This window comes from Paenibacillus foliorum, assembly GCF_013141765.1.
Classification (GTDB): domain Bacteria; phylum Bacillota; class Bacilli; order Paenibacillales; family NBRC-103111; genus Paenibacillus_S; species Paenibacillus_S foliorum.
On the sequence record NZ_WHOD01000027.1, the window covers coordinates 66,008 to 83,074 of the forward strand.

19 protein-coding genes are annotated in these 17,067 nt (G+C 45.7%); 13 read left to right on the top strand and 6 right to left on the bottom strand.

The genetic code is table 11. The features are described from left to right. Positions 1 to 71 precede the first annotated feature (71 nt). The 3 genes from galE (at position 72) to GC093_RS07190 (ending at position 2,160) form a co-directional block, all read left to right on the top strand. Entirely contained in the window at positions 72 to 1,085 is a 1,014-nt protein-coding gene (gene galE / locus GC093_RS07180; protein ID WP_171651188.1) for a UDP-glucose 4-epimerase GalE, read from the top strand. A gap of 201 nt (positions 1,086 to 1,286) precedes the next feature. Beyond that, entirely contained in the window at positions 1,287 to 1,472 is a 186-nt protein-coding gene (locus GC093_RS07185) for a putative motility protein (protein WP_246313802.1), read from the top strand. 223 nt (positions 1,473 to 1,695) lie between these two features. Beyond that, the gene (locus tag GC093_RS07190; protein WP_376768636.1) at positions 1,696 to 2,160 is read left to right on the top strand and encodes an alpha/beta hydrolase family protein; all 465 of its coding nucleotides are present in this window, start codon (positions 1,696 to 1,698) and stop codon (positions 2,158 to 2,160) included. A gap of 65 nt (positions 2,161 to 2,225) precedes the next feature. On the opposite strand, the gene GC093_RS07195 is transcribed toward GC093_RS07190, so the two are convergent. Beyond that, a complete protein-coding gene (locus GC093_RS07195; protein WP_171651285.1) occupies positions 2,226 to 2,654 on the bottom strand; it encodes a DUF2621 domain-containing protein in 429 nt (142 codons plus the stop codon). 191 nt (positions 2,655 to 2,845) lie between these two features. Here GC093_RS07195 and GC093_RS07200 point away from each other — a divergent pair, with 191 nt between their 5' ends. From GC093_RS07200 to nirD, 3 genes are all read left to right on the top strand, one after another. Continuing rightward, positions 2,846 to 3,970 carry a deoxyribonuclease IV gene (locus GC093_RS07200; protein WP_171651190.1) on the top strand — a complete coding sequence of 375 codons (1,125 nt, stop codon included), beginning with the start codon at positions 2,846 to 2,848 and terminating at the stop codon, positions 3,968 to 3,970. A gap of 37 nt (positions 3,971 to 4,007) precedes the next feature. Beyond that, the gene (gene purU, locus GC093_RS07205) at positions 4,008 to 4,901 is read left to right on the top strand and encodes a formyltetrahydrofolate deformylase (RefSeq protein WP_171651191.1); all 894 of its coding nucleotides are present in this window, start codon (positions 4,008 to 4,010) and stop codon (positions 4,899 to 4,901) included. A 489-nt stretch (positions 4,902 to 5,390) separates the two neighbouring features. After that, positions 5,391 to 5,720 (top strand): nitrite reductase small subunit NirD, encoded by a 330-nt coding sequence (nirD, locus tag GC093_RS07215; protein ID WP_171651193.1) that lies wholly within the window; start codon positions 5,391 to 5,393, stop codon positions 5,718 to 5,720. A gap of 131 nt (positions 5,721 to 5,851) precedes the next feature. Here nirD and GC093_RS07220 read toward each other — a convergent pair whose 3' ends face one another. Next, a complete protein-coding gene (locus GC093_RS07220; RefSeq protein ID WP_171651194.1) occupies positions 5,852 to 6,961 on the bottom strand; it encodes a GGDEF domain-containing protein in 1,110 nt (369 codons plus the stop codon). A gap of 288 nt (positions 6,962 to 7,249) precedes the next feature. Here GC093_RS07220 and tkt point away from each other — a divergent pair, with 288 nt between their 5' ends. Together tkt and ppnP are read left to right on the top strand one after the other, a co-directional pair. Next, on the top strand, positions 7,250 to 9,259 hold the full coding sequence (gene tkt, locus GC093_RS07225; RefSeq protein WP_171651195.1) for a transketolase: 2,010 nt from the start codon (positions 7,250 to 7,252) through the stop codon (positions 9,257 to 9,259). An 88-nt stretch (positions 9,260 to 9,347) separates the two neighbouring features. Then, on the top strand, positions 9,348 to 9,665 hold the full coding sequence (gene ppnP, locus GC093_RS07230; RefSeq protein WP_171651196.1) for a pyrimidine/purine nucleoside phosphorylase: 318 nt from the start codon (positions 9,348 to 9,350) through the stop codon (positions 9,663 to 9,665). Between the two features lie 102 nt (positions 9,666 to 9,767). On the opposite strand, the gene GC093_RS07235 is transcribed toward ppnP, so the two are convergent. Next, positions 9,768 to 11,000, bottom strand: a complete 1,233-nt coding sequence (locus GC093_RS07235) for an NAD(P)-binding domain-containing protein (protein ID WP_171651197.1) — start codon at positions 10,998 to 11,000, stop codon at positions 9,768 to 9,770. Positions 11,001 to 11,176: 176 nt separating this feature from the next. Between GC093_RS07235 and GC093_RS07240 the strand changes: the two genes are divergently transcribed. The 3 genes from GC093_RS07240 (at position 11,177) to GC093_RS07250 (ending at position 13,961) form a co-directional block, all read left to right on the top strand. After that, complete coding sequence (locus GC093_RS07240) at positions 11,177 to 12,532, top strand: glucose-6-phosphate isomerase (protein WP_171651198.1); 1,356 nt, start codon at positions 11,177 to 11,179, stop codon at positions 12,530 to 12,532. 88 nt (positions 12,533 to 12,620) lie between these two features. Next, complete coding sequence (locus GC093_RS07245) at positions 12,621 to 13,265, top strand: YigZ family protein (protein WP_171651199.1); 645 nt, start codon at positions 12,621 to 12,623, stop codon at positions 13,263 to 13,265. A gap of 105 nt (positions 13,266 to 13,370) precedes the next feature. Next, positions 13,371 to 13,961, top strand: coding sequence for a TetR/AcrR family transcriptional regulator (locus GC093_RS07250; RefSeq protein ID WP_171651200.1), 591 nt, complete (start codon positions 13,371 to 13,373; stop codon positions 13,959 to 13,961). 107 nt (positions 13,962 to 14,068) lie between these two features. On the opposite strand, the gene GC093_RS07255 is transcribed toward GC093_RS07250, so the two are convergent. Beyond that, positions 14,069 to 14,470 carry a secondary thiamine-phosphate synthase enzyme YjbQ gene (locus GC093_RS07255; RefSeq protein ID WP_171651201.1) on the bottom strand — a complete coding sequence of 134 codons (402 nt, stop codon included), beginning with the start codon at positions 14,468 to 14,470 and terminating at the stop codon, positions 14,069 to 14,071. A 191-nt stretch (positions 14,471 to 14,661) separates the two neighbouring features. Between GC093_RS07255 and GC093_RS07260 the strand changes: the two genes are divergently transcribed. Beyond that, the gene (locus tag GC093_RS07260; protein ID WP_171651202.1) at positions 14,662 to 14,889 is read left to right on the top strand and encodes a DUF1128 domain-containing protein; all 228 of its coding nucleotides are present in this window, start codon (positions 14,662 to 14,664) and stop codon (positions 14,887 to 14,889) included. Positions 14,890 to 15,053: 164 nt separating this feature from the next. Continuing rightward, positions 15,054 to 15,362: a 50S ribosomal protein L33 gene (locus GC093_RS07265; RefSeq protein WP_171651203.1), complete on the top strand. Its 309-nt coding sequence runs from the start codon at positions 15,054 to 15,056 to the stop codon at positions 15,360 to 15,362. Positions 15,363 to 15,442: 80 nt separating this feature from the next. Here the strand turns inward: GC093_RS07265 and GC093_RS07270 are convergent, their stop codons facing one another. Both GC093_RS07270 and GC093_RS07275 read right to left on the bottom strand, forming a co-directional pair. Continuing rightward, positions 15,443 to 16,132, bottom strand: coding sequence for a DNA alkylation repair protein (locus GC093_RS07270; protein ID WP_171651204.1), 690 nt, complete (start codon positions 16,130 to 16,132; stop codon positions 15,443 to 15,445). A 57-nt stretch (positions 16,133 to 16,189) separates the two neighbouring features. After that, on the bottom strand, positions 16,190 to 16,591 hold the full coding sequence (locus tag GC093_RS07275) for a hypothetical protein (RefSeq protein WP_171651205.1): 402 nt from the start codon (positions 16,589 to 16,591) through the stop codon (positions 16,190 to 16,192). Positions 16,592 to 17,067 lie beyond the last annotated feature (476 nt).

The window sequence follows — 17,067 nt, forward strand, 5'->3', positions numbered from 1 at the left end:
AATCAGGTTGTTATAATAAAAAAGCAATCCATAGGGGCAACATCCATCCTACCATGATTGGAGGTTTGATAATGGCAGTATTGGTGACAGGCGGAGTGGGCTACATAGGAAGTCATACATGTGTCGAGCTGCTTAACAGCGGCTATGAAATCATAGTTGTAGATAGCTTAACGAACAGCAAACCGGAAGTATTGAATCGTATTCGTGAGCTTGCAGGTAAAGACTTTCCGTTTCACCACTTGGATCTTTTGGATCGAGCTGCCATGGAAAAGGTGTTCTCCAATAACAGCATTGAGGCTGTTATTCATTTAGCGGGACTTAAGGCCGTGGAGGAATCGGTGGAGCTTCCATTGCGCTACTATTATACTAACATTGCGGGAACGCTCATTCTTTGTGAAACCATGCAAAAGTACGGTGTCAAAAAGCTGGTGTTCAGCTCTTCAGCTACCGTATATGGAATCTCCGAAAGCGTTCCAATCTCGGAGCATTTCCCGTTGGCGGCAACCAATCCTTACGGACAGACCAAGCTCATGATCGAGCGGATCCTTCAAGATCTTTACATATCGGATAATAGCTGGAGCATATCGCTTCTGCGTTATTTTAACCCTATTGGGGCTCATGCTAGCGGGCGGATTGGTGAGGACCCTAATGGAATACCTAATAACTTGATGCCACACATCTCTCAGGTTGCAGTTGGAAAGCTGAAGGAGCTTATCATATTTGGCAGCGACTACCCTACAACGGACGGAACAGGAGTTAGAGATTATATTCATGTGGTCGATTTGGCTATAGGCCATCTGAAGGCGCTTGAAAGGGTGGCGGTCAGCAGTGGAATCGAAGCCTTCAATTTAGGCACCGGAAAAGGCTATAGTGTGTTGGAGATGGTGCGTGCATTTGAACGAGCTTTTGGAGGGAAAATTCCTTATCGTTTGGCGGAACGCAGGTCTGGAGATGTGGCCATGTGCTACGCGGATCCGGCTAAGGCAGAGGCGTTATTGGGATGGGCTGCGGTTAGGGGAATTGAAGAGATGTGTGAGGACTCTTGGCGTTGGCAGGTCAATAACCCTAATGGGTATGATGATTAATGAGATAAAACGGTAACAGGATAAAATGTTAATGCCGTTGAATGTAAGGTGCAACTGTTGTGACGAGAGTATAGGAAATGCAGAGAGTATGGAGTGTCATCGCTTCGTTGAAATGATGAGCGTTGACTATAAATAGTCGGGAGACTACAGCCGATAATAAAGTGTAGTCCCTTGTTATGCATCTAGAAGAAGGAAAGAGTGATGACTATGGAAATCAACAGCGCTTTATCCGCCGCGAGCAGCGGAGATGCACTTCAGCAGGCGGTAGGAATCACCTTGCTAAACAAGGTGCAAGATACTCAAGCCGCCCAAGCGGCTGTGATGCTGCAGGATTTTGCTGCGGCACAACACCCGTTCCTAGGCAAGTCGCTGGACATTAAGATTTAATGTCACCGAATTGCCCGAAAAGCCTGAACCCAGATTGCGGTTCAGGCTCTTTTTTAATTATGCGGCACTTATAATCCATGTTCAATTCGTGTGCGCTTTATTCAATTCAAAGTACCGGTTGCAGTATAAAGCCTGAATGTAAACACTGAACTATTTTGATACCTCAGTTTTACAACAATATTTCTGGGATATCGTTCTACAGGGTATTAAGGAAGCAAGAAATATAGTGTCAGAGCTGTCCAGCACGGATGATAATATTGGCATTATCGGTCATTCAAGCGGTGGTTTTATTGCTGCAGGTGCTTTTTCAAAGGTTTCTGAGGTAGTGTCTGCGATAGTGATCAATGGCTCTTGTGCTTGGGTCAAGTTTGAGGAGTTATATCGTGAAAAGGATGGAAGGCAACCAATGAGTTCAAAGGAAAGAATTTCATTACAAGAACATGATCCTATATCACGAATGAATTTTGAAGGGAAGAAGTCATTGCTTTTACTTCATGGCAAGGAGGATTGTACGATTCCTATCGATAGCCAAAGGTACTTTATGAATGTCATGTCAGATAAGTCCACGGAGTGTCTACAACTAGTTGAATACTCTGGAGTGAATCATCACATAACGATAGGGATGCTGCAGAAATCTAAAGAATGGCTTGATAAACATCTGGGACAAGGGTGTCACTCGAAAGGGTGAGCAAAAAAAATCCTCCAACCCCTTACATGTGGGTGGAGGATTCGCTTGTTCAATCTTGCCAATGCCTATCCTTTTAGCAAATGCTTAAATGCGCTGTAATCAACACGCTGTTTGTCTAAGTAGGAGGTAAGGCTTCTATAATCCCGTTTGGGAGTTGCTAGAATATAACCTTTAATACAATGATCCTGGGTGATCTGATCAGCCTGGCTTTCCAGCGCAACTTGACCTATCTTCGCAGCAATGGAATGGCGTGCAATATCGCGAAATGGCGTAGGGACGGGGTCGACAAGCATATTAAGAAACGTCTTGGAATCCTCCGTCCATAAATGGCGGGATGATTCAACGTAATGATTTTGCCAGTCGAGCTTGGATTTTCCGTCTGTCTTGGGGAGTACCTTCATAAACTTGCGGAACATGAAGAAACCGCCTATGGACATAAAGGTAATGAGCACAAACACCCAAAAGAATATAAACCACATAAAAGCATTGTTCATCGTTAGTGTCACCTCGTTACTCATTATACCTTAATTAGTTCTTCTTCAAAAGTAGTCTGTTGTACAGGTAAAGGGCAATTGTAAGGCAATTTTTTGGGAAAATACGACTTCTACTTGTTATTTCTAGATTTATTCCGGTAATGCTAGTAAAATAGAAAGAGTGTAAAAAACAAAGGAGTTGAACTTTTACGATGCCTACTATTGGTTCTCATGTATCGTTTTCTGATAAAGGTTTGTTGAATGCAGCAGAGGAAGCTGTTTCCTATGGTTCGTCTACGTTTATGATTTACACTGGAGCGCCGCAAAATACGCGTCGTAAGCCGATCGAATCACAGTTTATTGAAGAAGGCAAAGCTTTGATGGACAAGCATGGGATTGGTGAAATAATTGTTCACGCCCCTTACATTATTAATTTAGGCTCATATAAGGAAGATACATTTGAACTCGCTGTGCGCTTCTTGCAAGAGGAGATTCGGCGTACTGACTATATTGGTGTTAAGCAGATTGTTCTCCATCCCGGAGCCTACACGGACAAAGATGCTGAGTATGGCTTGAGCCGGATTGCTGAGGGCTTGAACGAAGTGCTTGCAGGAGTTAAAGATACGAATGTGAATATTGCGCTGGAAACGATGGCGGGCAAAGGTACGGAGATGGGGCGCAGCTTCGAGGAGCTTGCCACGATTATCGATAAGGTTGCGGATAACGGCAAGCTGTCGGTTTGTCTGGATACTTGCCATATTCATGACGCTGGGTATGATATTGTTAATGATCTGGACGGTGTATTGGAGCACTTTGATAGAATCGTTGGACTGGATCGGATCGGGGTTGTGCATTTAAATGACAGCAAAAATCCGAAGGGTGCAAGCAAGGACCGCCATGCTCCAGTTGGAACGGGATGGATCGGGTTCGAAGCGATGAATCGCGTTGTGCATCATGATAAGCTTAAGCATTTGCCGCTCATCCTGGAGACGCCTTGGATCGGTAAAGAAGATAAAACGCAACGTCCGATGTATGAGGCGGAGATCGCATTACTGAGTGGGACAGCTGAGAAACGTTTTGGCTCCAACTTCTTGGAGGATGTCGAGCGTATCGCTCACTTCTTCAATAAACGCGAAGTACATTCCAGGGATTATGTGCTTCAAGTCTGGGATGTTCTGAAATCCGACGCTAAAGCGAAAAAAGCAGACGGCCGCGAGCCGATGGAGCGTTTATTCGATCAGCTTGCTGAAGATCGTTTGTTCCCTGAGCTGAGCGAAGAACAAATCAATCACCGCTTAACAGCATGGCTTGCCGGTCAAAAGGTTTTCCAGCTGTAACAGCAATCAATGAAATTATGAGGAGTAATAGCAGATCATGACACCAAATGTAGCAGTAAAAAGCAATAGAGAAGACCTGAAGAATCGTGCAAGGATGCTCGTAGCTTGCCCGGATCAGCCGGGGATTGTTGCCGCGGTATCCCGGTTTTTATATGAGCATGGGGCTAACATCGTACAATCTGACCAGTATACGATAGATCCCGAGGGCGGAATGTTTTACATTCGTATTGAATTTGATTTGGAAAACCTGGATGCGCGACGCGAGCAGCTGAAGACGGATTTCTCATCAGTTGCTGCTCAGTTTCAAATGAAATGGAGCATCAATCGCGCAGGGCGCAAAAAGAAGCTCGCGATCTTTGTTTCCAAAGAAGATCACGCTTTGCTGGAGCTGCTATGGCAGTGGCAGGCGGGGGATTTGGAAGCGGATATTGCGATGGTAATAAGCAATCATAACGATATGCGGAGCCTGGTTGAATCCTTCGGCATTGAGTACCACCATATACCAGTTACTGCTGAAACGAAGGCAGATGCAGAGCGGAAGCAGCTGGAGTTGGTTGTAGATCAAGTGGATGCAGTGGTGCTGGCGCGGTATATGCAGATCATTACTCCAAAGTTTATCGAGCATTTCCGGAACCGCATCATCAATATTCATCATTCCTTCCTACCAGCCTTTGTTGGTGGCAAGCCTTATGCACAAGCACATAATCGTGGGGTCAAAATTATTGGAGCCACCGCGCATTATGTGACCGAGGAGTTGGATGGGGGTCCGATTATCGAGCAGGACGTCCAGCGTGTCAGCCATCGCGATAATGTTGATGATCTGAAGCGGATCGGAAGACATATTGAACGGATTGTGCTGGCAAGAGCTGTTTCATGGCATGTAGAGGACCGAGTCATTGTGCATGGTAATAAGACGGTTGTCTTTAATTAATGAACGCTGCAATCATTTTGATTTCATAGGGTAAAGCGGATTTCGTGAAACCGGCAGAAGCCGGAGGAACGGGTCCGTTTTTTTTATTAGACTTTAGCGGAGCTAAACAACTGGAGGTGAGCTTTCAAGTATTTATATGTCACATTAATGTTATGTATATGGAGTTGAATGAAGTGGTAACTAATAATCTTCAGCTTCAAAGAGAGCGTTTAATTAGGTTGTTGAGTTATATATCCGAACGATTTTATTTTTTTTAATAAATAATGTTCGGATTAAATAAATTAAATATAATAAATAACAATATATCTTACATAATACTATTGAAAAATACGGGTTTATATTTTATAGTGAATTTATTGAAAGTTATGTTAGAATACATGACGCAAACATTTGGAGTTTAAGTTGAATTATACAAATAAATGGCTTTTATCTAAGTTGCTGCTGCTAGAGATTAAGCTGGTTCAATAATTATTCGTAGGGGGAATGAGGATGGAACGTTTATGGATAGCTCATGTGGAAGACATTCCGAAGCTCAGATCGAGAACGGTAAGAGTAGGGGGCATGGAAATTGCGGTTTTCAAGCTGTCGAGTGGTGAATTGTATGCAGTTGAAAATAGATGTCCACACAAGAATGGAAAGCTTTCCGAAGGCATTGTATGTGATCACCTCGTATTCTGTCCTCTGCATGATTGGAGAATCGATGTAAAAGACGGCCTAGTACAAGCGCCAGATGAGGGCTGTGTAGCAACCTTTCCGGTCGAGGTGGAAGCATCTGGCCAAGTATACCTGATTGTGAACAAAGACGTCTTATCTGCGTAAGGATTCGGCCAGAATAGAACAAGAAAAGAGACTGTACCGTAGTTGATTCTATACGACGGTCAGTCTCTTTTTGCGTGTCAGTCCAGAGGCATGTGGGTTCAATTAAGCTTGAGCGTTGAGAATAGGTGAACTCAAGCGCCTTTGGGGTCACTTATTAATGAATGAACTACGGTTTTATTTTTGCCGGTACGTTTGGCTGTGTATAGGGAAGCATCGGCACCCCTGAACAATGTCTCTTTACCGTCACCCTTGATGTAGTTGTGCAAACCAATACTTAGAGTCGCTGCTTGGGATTCCAGTTCCGGATGAAGGCTCACGGCCAGCTTTTGGCGGACTTGCTCGACGATTGAGAGGGATTGTTCCAAAGTTTTTTCAGTGAAAATAACAGCAAACTCCTCACCGCCGTAGCGTGCCACAAAATCATTGGGCGTGACCGTTTCTTTAATGATGTTGGCTACCCGTTGCAGCATGATATCTCCGACCCAATGACCGTAAGTGTCGTTAATTTTTTTGAAATTATCGATGTCCATAATAGCCAATTGGAGTGAAAGCTGATTACTTTCGTTTTGCTCAACAAGCTTTTCCAAATATTCATGAAAGGTTTTATGATTGTAGAGATCAGTTAGTGCATCGATTTTGGAAAGTCTGTCCATAATAATGTTTTTTACAAGCAGTTCCTGTCGGGCTTCGGTTGCATGTTTCAAATTGCCTAGCAGCTCAATGCCGCTTGTAGTTATAGCAAGTGCAATAATGGTTACACCGATATACAAAAACAGAACTCCAAAAATATGTATGGGCTGCATAGAAAAGCGAAGATCTGGAGATAACGCATACATACAGACAAAACAGAGTAGAGTCAATGAAAAAGCAAGCAGGATTCGGGTCTTATTGAAGGAGAGAACAGAGGTAAGGATGGGAAAAATGTATATAGCTGGAACAATGCCTATAGTAGGATTGATAAATATAATGGAAGAGGCGTAGATGATTCCGGTTATGAGCAGTAAATTATCACTATGTACTTTGCGGTAACGATACAGCATTTCGGTTACTCCGGTAACTGCTGCAAGCCCTAAGGTTTGAAGAATTAATTGTTGAGTGAAGGAATTGGATATGGATGAAGGCCCTAAACGATGAATTAAATGTTCTAAAAGCACAGTTAGAATAATGGTCATCCAGTATAAATTTAGCATCTTTCTATAGGTTTGACGCTTGTTAGCCAGTTCTAGCAATAGATGGTTCATGATCGACTCCCATCGCTCAAAATAAACATAATTCTCAGATAATCAAGTATTACATATTCGCCATATTATTGGCAATTCCTTTGGGCTTGTTTTTATATTTTATATCAATTTTTCTTATGCCCCACTTTTTGAGTGGCAAACTGAAATGGACAATGGTAAAATGGTGCAAGTGAAATCTAGTGCGCAAGGTTTATGCACACGTGAACACAAACCTTGATGCTTACAGTTTTGGTAAAAAACTGGATTCTTGTTCTGCTATCACACTAAAAATTCAGGAGGTTCTTTTCCATGACAGTAATTAATAAAGCGATCGAGCAATTGTCGATCGACACGATCCGTACGCTTTCCATAGATGCAATTGAGAAGGCTAAATCGGGTCATCCCGGCATGCCTATGGGCGCGGCTCCAATGGGATATTCGTTGTTTGCTAAATTTATGAATCATAACCCTGAGAATCCAACTTGGATTAACCGCGACCGTTTTGTACTTTCTGCTGGACACGGCTCCATGCTGCTGTACAGCTTGCTTCATTTGAGCGGCTATGATCTGCCTATCGAAGAGCTGAAGCAATTCCGTATGTGGGGAAGCAAAACACCTGGACATCCTGAAGTAGGCCACACGGCTGGTGTTGACGCTACAACGGGTCCTCTTGGACAAGGCTTTGGTATGGCGGTAGGTATGGCATTGGCTGAGGCACAATTGGCTGCAACTTACAATAAAAGCCAATTTAACATTGTTGACCACTATACATATGTAATTTGTGGAGACGGCGACTTGATGGAGGGGCTTTCTTCAGAAGCCGCTTCTATGGCGGGCCACTTGAAGCTTGGTAAATTGGTAGTTCTTTATGATTCCAATGATATCTCCCTTGATGGCGAGTTGAACCTTTCGTTCTCTGAAAATGTAATGAAGAGGTTCGAAGGCTACGGCTGGCAAGTGCTTCGCGTAGAGGAAGGCAACGACCTGGACGAAATCGGCAAAGCCGTTCAAGAAGCGCAAAATGATGACCGTCCGACACTAATTGAAGTGAAAACGGTAATCGGCTTCGGTAGCCCTAATAAAGCGGGTAAAGGTGGACATGTTGGTCCTCACGGCTCACCGCTTGGTGTTGATGAAGTAGCTTTGACTAAAAAAGCATACGGCTGGCCGGAAGATCAGCATTTCTATGTTCCTGCAGAAGTAAGCGCACATTTTGGTGAAGTTAAACAAAAAGGTATCGCAGCGAACGCGGCTTGGCAGGCTAAATTTGCTGAATACGCAAAAGCTTATCCAGAGCTTGCTAAGCAATTTGAAGCTGCTGTTAACGGTGAGCTGCCTGAGGGATGGGATAAAGATATTCCTGAAGCTGCTCCAGCGGAGAAGGGTACTCGTACCGCATCCGGTATCGTTCTGAACGCAATCGCTAAGAACGTACCTTGGTTAGTGGGCGGTTCCGCTGACTTGGAATCCTCAACGATGACGCATTTGAAAGATCTTGGCGTTGTAACGGCTAAGGATTACAGCGGACAAAATATTTACTACGGCGTACGTGAGTTCGGTATGGGCGCAGCTGTTAACGGTATGCTGCTTCATGGCGGGTTGAAAGTATTCGGAGGTACGTTCTTCGTATTCTCAGATTACTTGCGTCCGGCTATCCGTCTGGCTTCGATCATGGATGTGCCAGCTATTTATGTGTTCACGCATGATAGTATCGGTGTTGGCGAAGACGGTCCTACTCACGAGCCGATTGAACAATTAGCTGCGCTACGTGTAATCCCGGGTGTAACAGTTATCCGTCCTGCGGATGGCGACGAAACAGCTGCGGCTTGGCGCTATGCGGTAGAGAACAAAAAAGGCCCAGTTGCCTTGATCTTCTCCCGTCAAGCAGCTCCGAAGCTGGAAGGCAGCGAGCAGTCCAAAACATCCCTAAGTCGCGGAGCTTATGTGTTATCCGATGCGGCTAACGGCAAACCGCAAGCGCAAATTCTTGCAACGGGTACAGAAGTTCAGCTTGCTGTAGCCGCTCAGAAGCAGCTTGCAGAAGAAGGCATTCAAGTACGTGTTATCAGTATTCCGAGCTGGGAATTGTTCGATAAGCAGCCTCAGGATTACAAAGACTCTGTCTTGCTGCCTGATGTAAAAGCTCGTCTAGCTGTTGAGATGGGTCATTCCTTCGGATGGGACCGCTATGTAGGTGATCAAGGCGAAGTGCTTGGCATCAATCGTTTTGGTGCTTCCGCTCCAGGTCCAATTGTTATTAAAGAATACGGCTTTACGGTAGAAAATGTGGTTGCCCGCGTGAAGAACCTATTGAAATAGGAGCAGCATTAAGCTGTTACAAAAAGAAAATTATGAAGAGGCCGGACCTGATGGTTCGGCCTTCATATCAAAGGAGAAAAGCAGACCAATGGCTCAATTCGAACAAGTAACAGTTGTCAAAAAAGCTAACATCTACTATGACGGTAAAGTAACCAGCCGTACGGTTATTTTTGCAGACGGAACTAAGAAAACCTTGGGTATTATGCTTCCGGGAGAATATGAGTTCGGTACCGATGCGAAAGAAATTATGGAGATTCTAGCTGGTGAACTGACGGTTCAGCTTCCAGGCTCTACGGAGTGGATTGAAATTAATGGTACGGGTGAGTTTACGGTTGCAGCTAACTCGAAGTTCAAGCTGGTAGTAAAAACAGCGACAGACTATTGCTGCTCCTATATCGCTGAGTAATCCTGCGGCACTAAGAACGCTCTTTTTTGCTATATAAAAAAATACCCTGTCACGCATGAGTTTCGCGCATTCGCAGGGTATTTTCTATATATTAAGGAGAGTTTATAGTTGACTTGCTAAGTATTCTTCGATCTTCAGTCTTACATAAGGAGCAAGTCCAGATAACATGCAGCCGTAGCGGAACTTATCATTATCGTTCTCGATACGAATGACTCTGGCTGTCACTGGAGGAAGATCGGCTTCCTGCGGGAAGTGAATAACAATGAACATATCTTGAGCTAACGGGAAAGAGGAGACGATCTGAATTCCGGATTCGGACAAATCGTACAGAGAGCCCTCAATGGTCTGACCGGTGAAGGAGCCTTCTTGCTCCCACTGATGGACCGACAGATGCAGAGGAATATCCAGATGCACGCGAGTATTACGGCGTCTCTCCGCACCAGAGATCTTCTGGCCGACCTGTGCGTTCATCCACTCCTCGTAACATTGTACGATGGCGGACAGATCATCTTCTCCGAAGCCTCTGCTGAGTCCCATTTGGAATACACCGGTAGCTGCTTTAAGCATAGGAGAAGGAAGCTGAAAATTGCTGGATACTTGGCTTGCCAGAAGCAGATCCTTAAGCATTAGTTGAAGTGAGAATTGGGTGCTGAAGTCGCGGTTCAAGATTTTATCGCTTTTCATCTCGGTGATACGGCTGTTAGCGCCGCCAGATTTGACGATCTGCAGAAACTGCTCGGCATCGATTCCGGCTTTGGTAACAATAGACAGTCCTTCGATCAAGCTAAGCGCATTGATAGCTACCATGGTATTGTTAGCTAGCTTGGCATAAGCTCCTGATCCTGAGGGGCCCAAATGGATGATCTTCGTTCCCATAGCTTCGAATACGGGGCGCATGTTCTCAGTTGCTGCATAGCTACCACCTACCATGAAAGCAAGAATACCAGCCTCGGCTTGCGGCTTGCTGCCGGTTACCGGAGCATCCAGAAACTCTACGGCGCGTTCAGACATAGCAGCGTGAATTTGCAGGCTTGTCTCAGGGGATACTGTACTGCAGTCGATAACCGTTTGACCTGCTTTTATTTCTTGAATAACGCCGGTATTGCCCAACACTGCTTCCAGAACAGCAGCATCGTTGCTCAGCATGGTAATAACCACGTCAACACCCTTCGCTGCCTCAGCAGGAGTGCTCGCTACGGTTGCTCCAAGCTGGACAAGCTCTACCGCTTTTTCCGAAGAGCGGTTATAAACTGTGACGGCAAAGCCTTTGTTCAACAAGTTGGCAGCCATTGGTTTGCCCATGGTTCCCAACCCGATAAATGCTATCTTTTTCATCTAATCACCTCAATTTTTATTGTAGCACTTCCAGTAAGCAGTGTGAATGACATACTTGCTTTTACGTTGTGAGTTAAAGTATTCTAATTTTATGTGAAAAATATGGTTTTGTTTTCCTTCATCGAAAAGGCTTCGATCAGAAGCTTTTCTAACAAAAACTTTAAGGGGGTTGTTTCATGAGCAGCAAACTTACTTTTGACTACAGCAAAGCTCTTTCGTTTATTCAACAGCACGAGGTGGATTATTTAACCCAGCCGGTTCGAGTGGCGCACGAGCAATTACATAATCAAACAGGTGCGGGTTCCGATTATCTAGGATGGATTGACCTACCGGTCAACTATGACAAGGAAGAATTCGCTCGCATTCAAAAAGCAGCTAAGCAGATTCAATCAGATTCCGACGCTCTTATCGTAATTGGTATTGGCGGTTCGTATCTGGGAGCTCGCGCGGCAATTGAAATGCTGACACATTCATTCTATAACCTGCTTCCTAAGGGGAAACGCAAGACTCCGGAGATCTATTTCGTAGGTAACAATATTAGCTCAACGTATGTAACTCATTTGCTGCAGCTTTTGGAAGGCAAAGATCTTTCGGTCAACGTTATTTCCAAATCGGGCACAACGACCGAGCCTGCCATTGCATTCCGTATTTTCCGTGAGTTGTTGGAGAAAAAGTATGGTAAAGAAGCTGCTCGCAAACGTATTTATGCAACAACAGATCGTGCGAGAGGCGCTTTAAAAACTCTTGCTAACGAAGAAGGATATGAATCGTTCGTTATTCCTGATGATGTGGGTGGACGTTATTCCGTGCTGACGGCTGTAGGGCTATTGCCGATTGCTGCAGCTGGTGTTGATATCGAAGCTATTATGCAAGGTGCGGCGGATGCCAAAGAGGTTTATTCGAACCCGAATCTAAGCGAGAACGAGAGCTATCAGTATGCGGCTGTGCGTAATGCGTTGTACCGTAAAGGCAAAACGACGGAAATTCTCGTCAACTATGAGCCTTCCCTGCACTTTATTTCGGAATGGTGGAAGCAGCTGTTCGGAGAAAGCGAAGGAAAAGATTACAAAGGAATTTTCCCTGCTGCTGTTGATTTCTCAACCGATCTTCATTCGATGGGACAATTCATTCAAGACGGAAACCGGACGTTGTTTGAGACGGTCATTCAGGTAGCTGAGGTATCGGAGCAAATTACGATCGGGACGGATGCCGACAACTTGGACGGCTTGAACTTCCTGAGCGGTAAAACCATGGATTTCGTCAATAAGAAGGCATTCGAGGGAACGATGCTTGCTCATACGGATGGCGGCGTACCGAACCTGATTGTGACGCTTCCTGATACGAGCGCATACACATTCGGATATATGGTTTATTTCTTTGAAAAAGCTTGCGCTATCAGCGGATACCTATTGGGCGTTAATCCTTTTGATCAACCGGGTGTAGAAGCTTACAAAGCGAACATGTTCGCGCTGCTAGGCAAGCCAGGGTATGAGAAGGAAAAGGCTGAGCTGGAAGCAAGATTAACGAAGTAATGCAAGTTGAGGAAAGCGGTCCACCCTGAGGGTGTACTGCTTTTTTTTCAATTGAATCGTATAAGTTCATAGGAAGGAGAGGAAGCTTATGCTGGCGGAATACAAAACAGTTAAACAGTTTGGCGTCGAGGAGATAGTGATCAAGAAGTCGCGTTTCATCGGGCATGCCAAACCGGTCTCAACGGAGGAGGAAGCGATACAATTTATACAGAGCATTAAGAAGGAGCACTCCATGGCAACACATAACTGTTCGGCTTATATGATTGGAGAGCGTAATGAGATCCAGAAGCAGTCAGATGATGGAGAGCCTAGTGGAACCGCAGGGAAGCCTATTCTTGAGGTGATCAAGAACCAGGGCTTGAAAAATATTGCAGTCGTGGTCACTCGGTACTTTGGCGGAATTATGCTCGGGGCAGGAGGCCTGATTCGCGCATATACCGATGGAGCAGTTGTAGGTATCGCCGCTGCGGGGCCAGTTTATCAGGTGCTGCATCGTGAAGTGCATATAGAAATTGATTATACATGGCACGGGAAAGTGGAGAATGAACTGCGCAGCCGTGATATGCTGATGGGAGAAACGGCTTTTACAGATAAAGTAACGTTGACCTGCTTGCCAACTGCGGGAGAAGCAGAGCAATTTGCGGCATGGATGACCGATGTCACCCAAGGGCAGGGAGTGATTCAGCTAGGTGCGGAACGGTATGTGGAGCATGATGAATGGCCGCTGCCTTAGGGGTAGCGGTATTCTATTAAACTCTCTATTTTCTCTTGCGTTGAAGTAATAAAGTGATAAACTATTAAAGTGAGGGAATTATAGACGAGAGCGAGTTGAATCGTGTTGGCTAGAAAAGTAGTGGCGCAGGAGCTTAGCCGAGATCGGATATTGGGGGAAGCGCGTCAGCTTTTTGCTGAGCACGGCTATCATACTTTAACGATGCGCAGCATTGCCAAATCAATGGGGTATAGTCACGGGGCGCTTTATTATCATTTTAAAGAAAAAGCGGAATTGTTCTATGCATTGGTAACAGAAGACTTCAATATGCTGCTTAGCAGTCAGAGGGACATGCTCAGTCGAACCCGAATGGGTGATATGGGACAACTGGAGCGGCTGATGCAGGAATTTATCCGATTTGGGCTGGAAAATCCTTACCACTATGAAATCATGTTTATGATTAACGATTCCGAGCTTCAGAATTACTCACGAACCGAACAAGCGCAATGTCTTGATTTATTTGCTACGGTGGTGCGTTCAGTTATCGCACGTCAGCCGGGCAATGAAGTTAAAATGTACAGTCTTCCTTGGAGCTTGTTTATGTCTATGCATGGCTTTATTTCTTATAATATCCGCTACCGCCAATCCTACGACGATGTCAAAAAATTGGCTGAGCAGCATGTAAAGTACTTATGCGAGGGATTGAATTCCAAGTAGCAAGAGGCCGCCTAATAGGAAGGCAGCCCACTCGCTTTAATATCATATTTTTCAACTAGATGATTGATTATAGAATCGAGACAATCTCCGTTAGTCTACTACAATAGTCAGCTGTGTATGAATTGAACAAGGCAATTGCGTGCCCGAGGCCCATCAAACTCGCAGAAATATATGCCTTGCCAGCGACCTAGAATGAGGCGGCCCCCAGCGATTAATACGGTCTGAGAGGTGCCAGTGGTGATGGTCTTAAGATGTGCAGCTGTATTGCCTTCTGCATGCAAGTAGTTAGGATGATCCCAAGGGTATACTTCATCTAACCGCATCAGGACATCACGTTTCACATCAGGATCCGCATTCTCATTGATAGTAATGCCAGCTGTGGTATGCGGTGAGTAAATGACAGCTATACCGTCATCGAATGACTCCTGCTTCAAGAGCTCGATTACAAGCTGGGTAATATCAATCATTTCATCGCGCCGTTTGGTTTGAATGTGCAGCGTATGAATCATACAATCATCTCCTTATCCGTATAAAATTCGGGTTGTATCGATGAATCATCAGCCTGATCCCATTATAATACAATGCGCGGTTCATCTCAAAACATGCTACAATGGAAAATATTAATGAAGGCAGAGGGATATTCGAGCTCAGTCGTCATTTGTAACGGTTATGGTATTGTGCAGGAGAGGATGATAGTAGAATGAATTTATCTGAAAACACATTAGTGAATACTGAGTTTATGATGGAAGAAATAAAAACTAAGCTGCGGATGGCAACCGGAGCTGCACTTAAAGCTACTCAGCTTAACGACGAGCAGTATGTTGATTTGAAGGATATCTATGAGATAGTGGCTAGTAAATCTCAATTCAGCATTAGTGAAATTGAAGCTATAACAAAAGAACTAGGTCGTCTGCGTAAAACGCAGTAGAACATGTAGGTCAAAGGCTGCTGAGGTCAACTCAGCAGCCTTTGACAAATCTTTAGCCGATATGGGACAACTGAACAATCAATAAGCATACTGCCTCCGTACAATATAGCGTAGTTCCTTTTTGACGGGTTAACAACCCGATGCTATGGATGGAGGTGGACTCAATGCACAAAGCAGTTCGCAAACAAAATTTTCGCAAGTTGATTGGTAAAACTGTATATGCACTGAAGAAGGACGGCAGCACGGTTAGTGGCAAGCTTGTTCGAATTAGTGGCAATCAACTATTTCTAGCTCCGACTAAAGGTAAGCAAGTTAGAACTACAGCGCTAGTCCCGCTCGTTTTGTTCGACTTGCTGGCTATCGGTACTTCACCGTTTGTCGGAGGTTTTGGCGGTTTCGGCGGTTTTGGTGATGGCTTTGGCTTCGGTCGACCGTTCGGAGGCTTTGGTTTCGGCGGTAGCCCATTCTTCTAGTAATGTAATAAAGAAAGCTTATCCGATATGCCAAACGGCAGCTGGATAAGCTTTTTTTTTGCTTGAACAGAAATTATTTACTATGTCGTTGGAACAGTAGAGGAATGCTTAAGTGCTTCCCGTACACTGAGGGGAGACAGCTCCGTTTCGGATACGAACTGGCGGACAGCAGGTTCATTGGTCTTGGCATATTGCCTGAGCGCCCAGCCTATCGCTTTTCGCAGGAAAAACTCCTTCGAATGAGCTGTGCGGCGAATATAGTCGAACAATAGGGCTTCATCGGTGCGCTTTTTATAGCTTAACTGAAAGAGTAGAGCGCTTCGCTGCAGCCACATATTATCTGAGTTGATCCAGCGTTCTGTATAGACTGGGATCAAGTCTGGATATTGGGTGAAATAGGAGCCAATGAGACGGCCTGCGATTGTATCCACAGTATCCCACCATGAATGGGTGACGACCAGCTCTTCCAGCAGATCGATTGCTGCTGGCTCCAGCTTCTTGAGGTGCTTTTCGAGCAGCTGCAAGGCTGTGTAGTGAAACTCGCGCTCAGGAAGCTGCCACAGCTCACGGATGGTGCAGGTCAGCTCTTCACCCTGTGGCGGTATGCCGTGCTCTTGGATGAATGCTTTGACCAGCTTCACGCGATCGGGGGATTTGATCCCTAAGAATGGGAACAGATTACGCATATAGGCTTCCATGGGACTGGCCTTCTCTGAGTTGGCATGTGCCCTCAGCCAGTTTTCCAGACGGTTGGAATAAGAGTAGCTCATGACAAGGACCCTCCTAAGATGCTTCACAAAAATGAAACTGATTTCGTTTCGTAAGCATTAAGTGTGGAGTGTAGATTGAAACCATTCCCAAATCGCTTGCACGGTAGTCTCCATGTTGGGGATGCCTTCTTTGTTCAGATAAGGACTGCTCTCTCTGAAGTAATCGGGATGACCGCCCAATACGGGGAGATGAACAATGGTTGAGGGGGCGAATTGCTTCCAGCTCCAGGTGGTATTTCCACGCTCATTTCGGTGCCATCCGCTCCAGCTTCCCAGCCGGGTTACAAGGTCGGATGGCTTTCCTTTGGCATTGAGCGCCCCTGCGTACAGTACAGACTCCCGCATCCACTCAGGGATCGGACACTTCGGTGAGCCGATTTGTACGATGCGGTGGGGGAAGGGCCGGCAAGGGGCCGCGCCGAACTGGCGGCCAGTGCCCCCTCCGCAAGCTGCCGTCATGGAATCGGCGAGAATCTGGACCGCATGGACCGCTGCTACGCCGCCGCCGCTGTGTCCGATAAGCAGCGGCAAGCTATCCTCGCTGCGAGCCTGTATGGCGGCCGCAACGTGCTGCCCGCCGATGGAGCGAAGCGGGCGCGTACGCGCGCGCCACAGGTCATGGCTCAGCTCGCGGAGCTGGCCGGACAATTTCCGGCTCCAATCGCCGTAGGGGTAGAGCAGCTCGGATTGCACCAGCCATCCGTCCTGCTGGAGTCGGGCTTCCATCGTCTGTCGCAAGCCCTCCATGAACAGCGGGGCGGTAGCTACGCCCGCTAGCAAATATATGGTTATTTTCTTGTCGGCTAAGCTCATTGGCCGAAATCTCCCTTGGTATCTACCGCGCCCGCGCTTATGTCCGAAAATGCCGGCAACTTTTTACCTTTCTGCTGCGTCATTGTATACTAGAGAAGCAACTACAACAAGATAGGATGGTA